Origin of the sequence: Actibacterium sp. 188UL27-1, assembly GCF_016901225.1 — a bacterium.
GTDB lineage: Bacteria > Pseudomonadota > Alphaproteobacteria > Rhodobacterales > Rhodobacteraceae > 188UL27-1.
This window is the reverse complement of sequence record NZ_JAFEUL010000037.1, coordinates 1-8,302: the sequence shown is the minus strand read 5'-3', so window position 1 is coordinate 8,302 and position 8,302 is coordinate 1. Positions and strand designations below refer to the sequence as shown.

At 56.4% G+C, this 8,302-nt stretch carries 13 protein-coding genes and 3 pseudogenes; 13 read left to right on the top strand and 3 right to left on the bottom strand.

Translation table 11 applies throughout. The features are described 5' to 3' along the window. Positions 1 to 279: 279 nt before the first annotated feature. Positions 280 to 1,149, bottom strand: coding sequence for a LysR family transcriptional regulator (locus IU397_RS22850; RefSeq protein WP_204417923.1), 870 nt, complete (start codon positions 1,147 to 1,149; stop codon positions 280 to 282). A gap of 111 nt (positions 1,150 to 1,260) precedes the next feature. Between IU397_RS22850 and IU397_RS22845 the strand changes: the two genes are divergently transcribed. From IU397_RS22845 to IU397_RS22820, 6 genes are all read left to right on the top strand, one after another. Next, complete coding sequence (locus tag IU397_RS22845; protein ID WP_204417922.1) at positions 1,261 to 1,458, top strand: tautomerase family protein; 198 nt, start codon at positions 1,261 to 1,263, stop codon at positions 1,456 to 1,458. Positions 1,459 to 1,461: 3 nt separating this feature from the next. Then, positions 1,462 to 1,983: an SRPBCC family protein gene (locus tag IU397_RS22840; protein ID WP_204417920.1), complete on the top strand. Its 522-nt coding sequence runs from the start codon at positions 1,462 to 1,464 to the stop codon at positions 1,981 to 1,983. A gap of 54 nt (positions 1,984 to 2,037) precedes the next feature. Then, positions 2,038 to 2,685 (top strand): hypothetical protein, encoded by a 648-nt coding sequence (locus tag IU397_RS22835; RefSeq protein ID WP_204417918.1) that lies wholly within the window; start codon positions 2,038 to 2,040, stop codon positions 2,683 to 2,685. A gap of 60 nt (positions 2,686 to 2,745) precedes the next feature. Then, positions 2,746 to 3,066, top strand: a complete 321-nt coding sequence (locus tag IU397_RS23505; RefSeq protein WP_370541764.1) for a hypothetical protein — start codon at positions 2,746 to 2,748, stop codon at positions 3,064 to 3,066. Between the two features lie 78 nt (positions 3,067 to 3,144). Next, complete coding sequence (locus IU397_RS22825) at positions 3,145 to 3,405, top strand: antitoxin (RefSeq protein ID WP_204417916.1); 261 nt, start codon at positions 3,145 to 3,147, stop codon at positions 3,403 to 3,405. Continuing rightward, positions 3,405 to 3,809: a type II toxin-antitoxin system VapC family toxin gene (locus IU397_RS22820; RefSeq protein ID WP_239480014.1), complete on the top strand. Its 405-nt coding sequence runs from the start codon at positions 3,405 to 3,407 to the stop codon at positions 3,807 to 3,809. The genes IU397_RS22825 and IU397_RS22820 overlap by 1 nt, the downstream gene beginning before the upstream one ends. A 70-nt stretch (positions 3,810 to 3,879) precedes the next feature. Here the strand turns inward: IU397_RS22820 and IU397_RS22815 are convergent. Next, a pseudogene (locus IU397_RS22815) lies at positions 3,880 to 4,633 on the bottom strand (IS6 family transposase). A 41-nt stretch (positions 4,634 to 4,674) separates the two neighbouring features. Between IU397_RS22815 and IU397_RS22810 the strand changes: the two are divergent. The 7 genes and pseudogenes from IU397_RS22810 to IU397_RS22780 form a co-directional block, all read left to right on the top strand. Continuing rightward, positions 4,675 to 4,962, top strand: a complete 288-nt coding sequence (locus IU397_RS22810; protein WP_204417914.1) for a hypothetical protein — start codon at positions 4,675 to 4,677, stop codon at positions 4,960 to 4,962. Beyond that, positions 4,959 to 5,339 (top strand): VOC family protein, encoded by a 381-nt coding sequence (locus IU397_RS22805; RefSeq protein ID WP_204417912.1) that lies wholly within the window; start codon positions 4,959 to 4,961, stop codon positions 5,337 to 5,339. Before IU397_RS22810 ends, IU397_RS22805 begins: the two co-directional genes overlap by 4 nt. Before the next feature lie 173 nt (positions 5,340 to 5,512). After that, positions 5,513 to 5,899 carry a hypothetical protein gene (locus tag IU397_RS22800; RefSeq protein WP_204417910.1) on the top strand — a complete coding sequence of 129 codons (387 nt, stop codon included), beginning with the start codon at positions 5,513 to 5,515 and terminating at the stop codon, positions 5,897 to 5,899. Between the two features lie 128 nt (positions 5,900 to 6,027). Continuing rightward, on the top strand, positions 6,028 to 6,333 hold the full coding sequence (locus IU397_RS22795) for an antibiotic biosynthesis monooxygenase (RefSeq protein WP_204417908.1): 306 nt from the start codon (positions 6,028 to 6,030) through the stop codon (positions 6,331 to 6,333). A 5-nt stretch (positions 6,334 to 6,338) separates the two neighbouring features. Continuing rightward, positions 6,339 to 7,040: a YafY family protein gene (locus IU397_RS22790; RefSeq protein WP_204417906.1), complete on the top strand. Its 702-nt coding sequence runs from the start codon at positions 6,339 to 6,341 to the stop codon at positions 7,038 to 7,040. After that, positions 7,000 to 7,491: a DUF6194 family protein gene (locus IU397_RS22785; protein WP_204417904.1), complete on the top strand. Its 492-nt coding sequence runs from the start codon at positions 7,000 to 7,002 to the stop codon at positions 7,489 to 7,491. Before IU397_RS22790 ends, IU397_RS22785 begins: the two co-directional genes overlap by 41 nt. 107 nt (positions 7,492 to 7,598) lie before the next feature. Continuing rightward, positions 7,599 to 7,958 (top strand): annotated as a pseudogene (locus IU397_RS22780) (IS6 family transposase); the annotation flags it as partial. A gap of 29 nt (positions 7,959 to 7,987) precedes the next feature. Here IU397_RS22780 and IU397_RS23500 read toward each other — a convergent pair. Continuing rightward, positions 7,988 to 8,302 (bottom strand): annotated as a pseudogene (locus tag IU397_RS23500) (MobA/MobL family protein); the annotation flags it as partial.

Here is an 8,302-nt window from a genome sequence, read left to right as displayed (position 1 = left end):
CGAACCGGCAAAACGACAGACCGACAGGCCGCCCGGTACAACCAGCGGAACAATAAGCCCGCGAACAGCCCAGCGAGGCTGCCAGAACCTCAAATCACTGCGACCTCTTCAACAAAATAAGCTTTATTCTCTCTTTCGCTGCGCGATAAGGGAACGGCTGACTTGGGCCGAACCGACCTTCGCTGTGCGGCGGACGAACTGTTAGGATGCAGTGCAAAGCGGGCTATTGCACCGCTTGTAAGAAGATATGCTATCGCGAAGCCAATTCTCGATGTTGCGTCATTCCGATTTTTCGCCCCGCTTCGATAAGCCATTTGCCACAGCTCCCATCACTTCACGTATACGGGGAACATGGCGTAACTCCTCGTGCGTCACGACCCATGCTGGGTAAGAAGGCCCGCTGCCAACACGGTTTAGGTCAGCAAATTCGGCGTGGGCGGCAACGTAGCGATCTGGCAGCACAGCGCATCCCATGCCTGCCAGACACAGCCGCGCCTGCGCCATGAAGCTGTTGACCCGCGTAACGATCCTCGCGTCCAGGTCGTGCTGTAAGATCATCTCGTCAATCTCATTAACGCCGCGCGGGAAAGTCCACGACAACCAGGGCTTCCCTGATCCCGCCTTCACCAAGTCGGGAGGCACGTAGATGCCGAGAGGGATTTCCGGCAACCGCCGGCCCACCAACCCGTCATGCGGGCTTTCAGCTTGCCGAATGGCAACATCGGTCTCGCGGCGGTCGAGGCTCAAGTAGTCATTTGTCGGTTTAAGGTCTAGCGTCAGGCTTGGAAAACGCCTTTGCAGTTCGACCAGCGGCTCCATCAGCAAGTCCAGCATGAAGTCGGTCCCCGACAGTTTGACCGTTCCAGTGACAGGCGGGGCTTCCAGCGGCGCGGACAACGCGTCATCAATCCCCGTCTCAACTTCGCGCGCGATGCGGACCAGATCATCGGCGGCGGAGGTCAAGACAACACCGCCCTTGATCCGTTCGATGAGCTTCAAGTCCAGCCGGTCCTCCAACCGCCTGATGCGGCGGGGGATCGTCGTCTGGTCAACATGCAACTTTTCAGCAGCCCGGGACACATAGCCGCCTTCTGCAAGGGCGAGGATGAGTTTCAGGTCGTTCCAGTCCAGCCGTTCGCTTGGTCGCATACTTCACCGCTTCCTGCATTCGCGCAGGTTGACCTGCAAGTTCCTGCATTGAGGCAATACTGCAGAGCGCGCATCTTGTCGACATCACCAATCCAAAACAGGAGAACCGCTATGCCAACCATTCGTGTCACTGTCTCGCAATCGGCCTGGTCGAAGGATGAGAAGGCGCAGCTTGTGGCCAAGCTCACCGACGGTCTTAACGACGTCGCTGGCGCTTCCGGCAAGGGAGACATCAAGCGATACATCAACGTGCACACCGAAGAGACCGCCGAAGGCGGCTACGCGATGGGCGGTCAGATGGTGGGCTAAACCATGGAACTTACTCTCTCACGCCAGATAGATGCGCCGCTGGACAAGGTCTGGGACATTGTTGGGCCGAACTATACTTCCGCCGGGGACTGGGCCAGCTCGGTCTATGTCTCTGGTGCCCGGTCCGGCACGCCGAAGGTAACGGGTGCGCCTGCCGCGGGCCACGTCTGCGAAACTTCGCTCGGCCCCTTCACTGAAACTATCGAAGCCTACGACGAGGCGCGCCACATGGTGTCCTACTCGGCTACCGGCGAAAAGATGCCCGGCTTCATGAAAGGCCTGCGCAACACGTGGCATCTGACCCCAAGCGGCACTGGCACCAAGGCCAGCATGACCCTGAAAGCAGACATCACCTTCCCAATGAACATCCTCATGGGCTGGATGATGAAGATGCAATTCAAAGAGGCGCTTACCGAGACCATCGACGATCTGAAAGTCTACGCCGAGACAGGCCGCGCCTCGCCGCGAAAGGTCAAGGTCGACGCTTCCAAGAAAGCCACCGCCGCACGGCAGGCCATGACCTGAATGGTGTGGCCTGTCGGCCATGCCTCCCCCTCAACTTTCCCTAGGGAGAATCCTATGAAACCCATTCTATCTGTTGTCTTCGCACTGGCCATGACCACCGCCGCCAGCGCTCAACAGATGCCCAATGTCGAAGCGGAACGCACGGCCATGTACGGCGAGAGCGCAGCGGTCACATCGTCCGACCCGGTAACGAACTACACTTATGACAGCGGCTATCTGGGCGCCTATATCGACGCGCCCTTGCAGTCGATCCAGACGCTTCTGTTGCCAATGACGCCTGCGGAGGCGTTCCCGTTGGTCCATTCCGGCAATGCAGACTGGTCGCTCCAGATCGAAGAGCTGACATGGGATCATTCCGCTTCCGCAACGCCGGGAGAACTAGGCATGGGTTCCGTCCGGCGGTGCGACTTTGTGGGCGGCGCAGGCACAGCCTATGAGCGCGTCTTCGCAGTCGAGGAGAACCGCATCTTCGCCTATGACCTCGACATGGAACGCAGTACCGTGCCGCTCCCGATCAAGGACTTCTTCGTGATCTGGACGCTGGAAGACAAAGGCGCAGACGGTACGCTGATTACCACGCGCATCTACTACGATGAGGCGCAGGAAATGGGCGGAAACGCCGCTGCAGCCGTCGCTCAAGCGCTGGCGGTCGACTTCCGCAACTTCGCCAACATTCACGGCGGCACCTACGTCGAAATGTGATGACCCCTGCCGGGGGCGGAAAGATCTCCGCCCCCGCACTCATTCTAGGGAGCAAGCCTTGTGCGCCTCTTCGCCTTTCTCTTCTCTTTCATGGTCGCCTCTCCAGTCACTGCGATGGAAATTCTGATCGAGGACAGCACTCTTGGCTTCGAGATCTCGGTCGGAGAGCGTCAAGTCCGAGGCACATTCGATGATTGGTTTGCAGACATCGACTTTGATCGTCGAGAAATTTCCATTGTCGTTCAGATGGCCTCCACGACAACAGGCGGCCCTCTTCTGGATGCAGTTACCTTCGTGACGACGGAGACGTTCCTCGTGACCTTCGATCTGCAGAGCCTTCGGGAGCTTCCGGAGCTTGAGTTTCAAGGTGGAGAAGATTGATGCCTCGCTTGCGAGCAGCTTTACAACCCAAGCATAAGTACGTATATACGTATCTGTATATACGTACTGGAGGTCTGCATGACACAGGTCGCAAAAGTATTCAAATCGGGGAATTCCCAGGCGGTCCGTTTGCCAAAGGAATTTCGCTTCAGCGTAGAAGAAGTTGAGGTCACTCGAGAAGGGGATGCAATCATACTGCGACCGCATTCAGAGAGTAAACGTGGTTGGAGCTCACTCCGGAGCGCTTTGAAGCGTGGTGTGAGTGAAGACTTCCTGAGCGCAGGTCGCGAGCAACCCGAAGGGCAAGATCGAGCCGGTTTGGACGAAATATTCAACTGATGCGATTCTTGTTCGATACCAATGCTGTCATATCGTTGCTTGGACAAAAGTCAGAAGCGTTGCTTGATCGTGTCTTTGACTGCTCAGAAGGAGACATCGGCCTACCAGCAATCGTCTCACATGAACTCTACTTTGGAGCTTACAAAAGCCAAAAAGTCTCGTTCAACCTGGAAACGATCAGATTGTTGGTAAAAGACTTTGTCCTCTTGCCCTTTGACGACGAAGACGCCCGTCAGGCGGGAGAAATTCGGGCAGACCTCAAAAGAGCGGGAACACCAATTGGACCCTATGATATCCTGATCGCCGGGCAGGCAAGAGCGAGAGATCTCATTCTGGTCAGCAACAACGTTCGGGAGTTCGAGCGTGTCCGGGACCTTCAGCTCGAAGACTGGACAGCGACGTGAAAAAGGTACCGTTCAAAGGGCATCGTCAAGTTATCGTCATTCATGGCAGTGAAATCCCGGATACCCCATTTCAGGCGGCCGTTAGCTCACGCGTAATGTCTTCCCAGATCCAATTGGCATCAGCTCTGGATTGGCGGTAGCAAGCGGTTGAAAGCATGTGGCGGCGTGGGCGAAAGACATTTTGGACTTGATCATGAACGGATAGAAATCGTTGTGCTTGGCCGGGCGACTTGAACCGGCCCATACATTTTTCTCGCCTTCGCGTTGGCCTACGCGACCCTTCGGATCGGTTGTTGAGACCCTTGTGGCTGCGGTGCTCGATGCCCGGAGCGAGATCTTTCGGGGCTGCCCCGTAGCTGCGAAGTTTGTCCCTTGCCCGGCAGGGCATTGCAAAGCAATGCCTGAGAGGGGGTCACGATCACCCGTGGTTCGCCAAATGCCTTGAATAGCTTGCGGAAAAATCGAATTGCCGCACGTTTGTCACGGCGGGCTTGTACGAGGATGTCCAACACATCGCCACGACTGTCGACGGCGCGCCACAGCCAATATTTCTTCCCGTTAATCGGAATGACGACTTCGTCCAAGTGCCATTTGTCCGCTGCAGCCGGACGATCCCGGCGGATCACTTTGGCATATTGTGACCCAAATTTAGCGACCCAACCGCGGACCGTTTCATAGCTGACCACAATTCCGCGCGCTGCCAAAAGGTCCTCGACATCACGCAAGCTCATAGGAAATCTGAAATACGCCCAAACGGCATGGGCGATGACTTCACGAGGGAAACGATGGCCCTTGAAAGCGCCAGATTGCTTGGGTTTGGTCATGAGGATACCTACCCCCGGGTGAGTTGCAACGCAAATTAACGATGCCAGTCGGCGGCATGTCCGTGGTGCTCTTTGGATTGGGGCTGATACTGCCAACAGCGACCGTGCTCGCGTTGGAGCATTTCAACACAGCCTCTGGGCTCGCGTCATCTCTGATTGGCGCGTTTCACATGCTGATTGGAGGCAGTGCCGCTGGCCTCCTCAGTCTGATGTTTGACGGCTCATACCTGATGATGATTGCAGCCATTGCGATCGCGGCACTGGTCGCAAGCGCCATCACAGTCGCAAATGACCCAAAAGATCCTGCGACCGAAAGGAATACGCAATGATTGGATATGTAACCTTGGGAACAAATGACCTGTCCAAGGGGGCGCCGTTTTATGATGCTCTTGCCGCAGAGATGGGGACCGAGCGCATCGCCGGGTCCGAAGAGGCGGGTTTTATCGCATGGGGTCCGCCCGATGGCGTCGGCGGAATCAGCATCATCAAACCCTACAATGGAGATGCCGCAACAGTTGGCAACGGGGTCATGGTCGCTTTTCATGCCAAAAGCCGGGAAGAGGTCGACCGTCTTTACAAAAAAGCATTGTCGCTCGGCGGAGCCGACGAAGGCGCGCCCGGCATGCGCGAAGGTGAGCCTTACTACGTCTGCTACTTCCGGGATCTTGATGGCAACAAGCTGAACGCGTTCACCATGGCGGAATGATTGGCAGCATTGGGGGCGGCTATTTTTGAGATCATCTTGGATGAACGTCATGGTCACCGCATTTGCACCGGTTCGCCGAAATCAATCATCTGAAGAGGTTGGCGTCACCCAACTGACATCATTTGTCAGATGCCGCAGAATAGCGTGGTATCATCATAAGCTAGGAGATAATGATGAGAACCCTATTTGCAGCCACACTTTCAGTTACGCTGAGCTCAGGAGCTGCTGCTGCGTGTAGCGCCTCTGACACCCAGACCGCGCAGGTGGTCGAAGTCGTGGAGTTCAGGTTGGCGGAAGGCGCGGACCAGGACAAATTCATGGATGCGGTCGATACACTAGAGGCGTCTTTTCTTTGTAATGCGCCTGGCTATGTCTCTCGGACGTTGACGCAATCCGAGAACGGGCTTTGGCTCGATATGGTCTATTGGACCTCATTAGATGAGGCGCTCGCGGCCGCTGATGCGATTATTTTGGACGAGAGTGCCATTCCATTCATGCAGGCCATCGATCCCGCAAGCATCAACATGGCGCATTGGTCGATTGTCAGCCACGCCAACTGATTTGAGAGCCGATTTTTCAAATGGTCATGGCGATAATTTCTGCGAAAGCCTCCCTCAACTGACAGGTATTGTCAGTTGAGGGAATGTACCGACATCATAGAACGCAAACAGCCACTCGGAGAACTTCCATGAGCAAAAACATCATCGAAACCGTCACCTTCAAACTCAATGACGGTGTGTCGCGCGAGGATTTCATTGCCGCCGCGCGGGCGATGAGCCCTTGGGTTGAAGCCCGTCCCGGCTTCTTGCACCGTCGCCTGTCTTGCACCGAAGACGGCACCTGGATTGAACACATCCAGTGGAAGGACATGGATGCTGCCAAGTCCGCCGCAGCCGAGATCGGCAAAGCGCCGGGCAATTCGGAGTTTCTGTCTGCGATCAACGGCCCGACCGTTCAGCTCATGCATTCTGAGTTGGAAGTGGTCATCAACTAGACATCATGCTGCGGAGCGCGCGTCTTGCTGAAATTGTGGAGATCGTCCGTGACGGGCGTCTCCACCTTGCGCGGGACATCGCAGACGCATTGGAAGTATCCGTCCGTACCATTTATCGGGATATCGATACCTTGGTCGCCAATGGCGTTCCGATAGATGGCGAGCGCGGCGTGGGATACCTGTTGCGCGAGCCCGTATTTCTGCCCCCCATGGCGCTCTCTCTGACGGAGCTGGAGGCTTTGAGCCTTGGCATGGCCATTGTCCAAGAGGCGGCAGATGAGGAGATGCAGGCGGCCGCCCGCGCAGTAATGAACAAGGTCGGCGAGCATGCATCAAACAGAAGGCGTGCGCCTAAATCCTGGGGTTTTGGTGTTTATGAATTTGAACGCGCACGCGAAGGGTTCAGGCATATGCCACTCCTGCGACGCGCCATCCGCGAGCGCTTGAAGCTTCGGATTGACTACTTTTCGCTGTCAGGTGAACGGTCAACGCGGATCCTTCGACCACTTCAGACGGACTATTGGGGGCGGGTTTGGACCTGTTCGGCGTGGTGTGAACTCCGTGACAGCTTCCGGGCTTTTCGCATTGACCGCATTCAAAAATGTGAGCCAACCGGAGAAACCTTCCGTCCGGAAGTCGGAAAAACAATTGAGGACTATTTAAGGCATGTCGCAGAACAAATGGATCAAGATCGAGACCGTTCATAATCATATCACGTCTAACCTCGATGGGGTCATGCCAAAGGAAGCGTGGGGCGAGACGTCCTACTTTTACAATCCGGGGCGATTGTTTGATCGCGGCACTTACTTCGCAACGATCAAGCAAAAAAATGGAGTGAATGACAAGGCCTCGGACTTGCACAGGACTGGCATTTGGCGGCTAAACATGGGCGTGAGCAAAGGGGCTTATCTGGAACTCTTCGGTCCGCCGCCACCCCGACCGGGCAAGGGAGGCATCATCGAAGGTGGCTGGGATTTTACAACGCCAGATGTCCTCACACCGCACCCGATTTACGGCTGGATGTCTCGGGTCGCAATTCTGAACCCCTCTAGTACGATGTGGAGTCGCTGCGTGTCTCTGTTGGAGGACGCGCATGGCAAAGCGCGAAGCACATTCGAAAAACGTGCCAGGAAGTCGAAATTAGATCTCTCCAATTGAAGCGGTGACGAAAAGGGTCTTCTGCGATGTGCATCGGGCCAAGTACGGCTCTGTTGCGTTAGCCCATCTGGCAAGCCAGACTTGGTCCAAGCATTAAGGAGGTGGGTATGCCACGTCGAAATCCGTTCAAACAGCATCGATTTCCGAAGGATGTGCTTCTCATGGCGGTTCGTTGGTATTGTCGATGCCCGCTATCCTACCGTGATGTTCGTGATCTATTGGCCGAGCGTGGGATCACGGTCGACGCCGCCACCATTTACCGCTGGGTACAGAAGTTTGGGCCGGAGATCCGTAAGCGCGCTTATGGCCAACATCGGTCTTGGCGCGGCCTTCAGTGGCATGTGGGTGAAACCTACGTTCGAGTGAGCGGTCGGTGGTGTTACCTGTGGCGCGCCGTGGACCAGCGCGGACAACTCATCGATTTCCAGCTAACGGCACGCCGAAACGCCAGCGCTGCAAGGGCGTTCATGCGCCAGGCCAGCGAAACAGTCCGATGTTACCAACCGATGACTATCGTCACTCCCTCACGCGCGGCGGCGCGCTGTTCCCGGCGCTCGATGGCATTGGCGGCGGGGCCAAGCTTGACCTCTGGATCCCGATCCAGCGCCTTCGCCTGGACCATGTCCCCGCGCGCGACAGCGTCTTCGCGCTGCGCCTCGAGGGACCGATGATCGACCCGCTCCACCTCCCCTGCGGGTGTTGTCACGTTAACTTTGGCGCTTTGAGTATGGGTTTTATCAGTCGGATTCAGGCGATCCTTGCCGCCGATCTCCACGCGTCGAATGCTTCCATGCGGTGATATCTGATCTGG

What these genes read in the sequence shown, in the direction of transcription:
- IU397_RS22850 (WP_204417923.1), bottom strand. Translation starts at nt 1,149, where the DNA reads ATGCGACCAAGCGAACGGCTGGACTGGAACGACCTGAAACTCATCCTC.
- IU397_RS22805 (WP_204417912.1), top strand. Translation starts at nt 4,959, where the DNA reads ATGATTGGATATGTAACCTTGGGAACAAATGACCTGTCCAAGGGGGCG.
- IU397_RS22825 (WP_204417916.1), top strand. Translation starts at nt 3,145, where the DNA reads ATGACACAGGTCGCAAAAGTATTCAAATCGGGGAATTCCCAGGCGGTC.
- IU397_RS22810 (WP_204417914.1), top strand. Translation starts at nt 4,675, where the DNA reads ATGCCAGTCGGCGGCATGTCCGTGGTGCTCTTTGGATTGGGGCTGATA.
- IU397_RS22835 (WP_204417918.1), top strand. Translation starts at nt 2,038, where the DNA reads ATGAAACCCATTCTATCTGTTGTCTTCGCACTGGCCATGACCACCGCC.
- IU397_RS22795 (WP_204417908.1), top strand. Translation starts at nt 6,028, where the DNA reads ATGAGCAAAAACATCATCGAAACCGTCACCTTCAAACTCAATGACGGT.
- IU397_RS22800 (WP_204417910.1), top strand. Translation starts at nt 5,513, where the DNA reads ATGAGAACCCTATTTGCAGCCACACTTTCAGTTACGCTGAGCTCAGGA.
- IU397_RS22790 (WP_204417906.1), top strand. Translation starts at nt 6,339, where the DNA reads ATGCTGCGGAGCGCGCGTCTTGCTGAAATTGTGGAGATCGTCCGTGAC.
- IU397_RS22820 (WP_239480014.1), top strand. Translation starts at nt 3,405, where the DNA reads ATGCGATTCTTGTTCGATACCAATGCTGTCATATCGTTGCTTGGACAA.
- IU397_RS22845 (WP_204417922.1), top strand. Translation starts at nt 1,261, where the DNA reads ATGCCAACCATTCGTGTCACTGTCTCGCAATCGGCCTGGTCGAAGGAT.
- IU397_RS22785 (WP_204417904.1), top strand. Translation starts at nt 7,000, where the DNA reads ATGTCGCAGAACAAATGGATCAAGATCGAGACCGTTCATAATCATATC.
- IU397_RS22840 (WP_204417920.1), top strand. Translation starts at nt 1,462, where the DNA reads ATGGAACTTACTCTCTCACGCCAGATAGATGCGCCGCTGGACAAGGTC.